Raw genomic sequence first — 1,566 nt, 5'->3', positions numbered from 1 at the left:
GAACCAATTTCATAATTCATTTTTTAAAAAAAGCTGACACTTCCAGAATAAAAGTAACATCGTTTTAAAAAAAATTAAGCTGCTAATGAATTGGTTGTAGATTGTTTACATGCTAATCTTAAGCTTGCTAATTTCATGCCGTTATAAACAAGAGTAACTAAGTCTAAATGGACTTTTGCTCGTTCTCCTGTTCGATATCTTACATTATTTAACTGAAAGAATTCTTTTAAATAGCCTATTACACGTTCAACAGAGCTACGTTCTTTAAAGCGTTCTTTCCAAGCCATTGAACCACGTGCTGGAGCACTATAACGGCGTAAATCAGTCTCTATCTTTATCTTAAAGACTTTTTGACACAAAGAATCATTGGCTAACGGGCAATCCGCACATTCTTTAGGACGTGTGTATTTTAAGGTTTGGTATCTCTTGTCGAAACTATCATACCGATAAGAATGCTCTCTTACACAGGTTGGAGCGAAGTTTTCATCAAATCCAATTGGATCTTGTTCATTCTTTTTGTTGTAAGCAATAATGGAATACCCTTTCATTCGATGAATCTGTTCATAGATGGCATCATAATCATAACCTGCATCCAGCATGGCAAAGATTAATCGAAGATTTGGATAGTATTTCGCTATTCCTTTTAATAAAGGAATAGCTGCCTTTCCATCGTTAAGGCTACCAGAAGAAATTAAGGATTGAAGAATAAATTGAGTGCTTGTTTCAACTGCTAAATGAGCTTTATAACCATACCAAAATACATTTTTACCTTCACTATTTTTCTTTACACCCCATTTAGGGTCAAGTGGCATTTGGTCATGAAGTTCAGAGTATGACACATCAAGTTGATCTTCAATTTTCTTTTCAAAAATAGACAGAGAAGCTTCTCTTGCTTCTTTTTCTTTTAACCATTGTTCACGTTCAGCTTTTGATTTACGCCCACGTTTCTTTGGTGGTTCTTTTACTACATCTTCTTTTTTTGCAGGTGCTTGATCTCTAGCTTCAAAGTGACCAGAATCAATAGCTATGTTTGCATCACTAATAAAACCTTCATCGATAGCATCAAGAATAATTTGAGAATTGATTTCTTCAAGAATGTTTGTATCTTTAATCTTTGTAATCATTCTTGAAAATGAAGCTTCAGAGGGAACAGGATCAGAAACTAAAAACCCACAATCAACTTTGAACTTAAGATCAGTATTTAATCGTTTTACTAAAAGTTGGATTTCAGGGATTCTCTCAACAATCCGTACTACCAGTGCTTGAACCATTGCAGGGTAGTTCAACTCTACAGGCCTACCTAAATTGGATTTTTTCGCTACAACATTAAGAATAGGGTTGATATTAATCGCTGAAAAAATCTCATCATAGCGATGGGTAGGTTCTAAATCAAATAAAATTTGCATGCTAAAAAGGCTCTCTTGTCGTACAATAGACATAAGGGGCTTCCTCCCATTCGAATAAGTTTGCTAGTCACTTACTTGATTCGACATTTGGGGAGGTACTCCTTTTTTCATGCTCGAAAACCCTTGAGCCACTTGGGCTTAGATTTATGAAATTCATTCA

At 35.0% G+C, this 1,566-nt stretch carries 1 protein-coding gene; it reads right to left on the bottom strand.

What is annotated here, in order from left to right:
• Positions 1 to 74: 74 nt before the first annotated feature.
• Positions 75 to 1,439 (bottom strand): transposase, encoded by a 1,365-nt coding sequence (locus ACGLXV_RS16765; protein WP_391559527.1) that lies wholly within the window; start codon positions 1,437 to 1,439, stop codon positions 75 to 77.
• Positions 1,440 to 1,566: the final 127 nt, after the last annotated feature.

It is taken from the genome of Robertmurraya sp. (genome assembly GCF_036676585.1).
Lineage (GTDB): Bacteria > Bacillota > Bacilli > Bacillales > Cytobacillaceae > Robertmurraya_A.
Note: the sequence above shows the minus strand (reverse complement) of the source record. Positions and strands in the feature narration are given on the sequence as shown.

What these genes read in the sequence shown, in the direction of transcription:
- ACGLXV_RS16765 (WP_391559527.1), bottom strand. Translation starts at nt 1,439, where the DNA reads ATGTCTATTGTACGACAAGAGAGCCTTTTTAGCATGCAAATTTTATTT.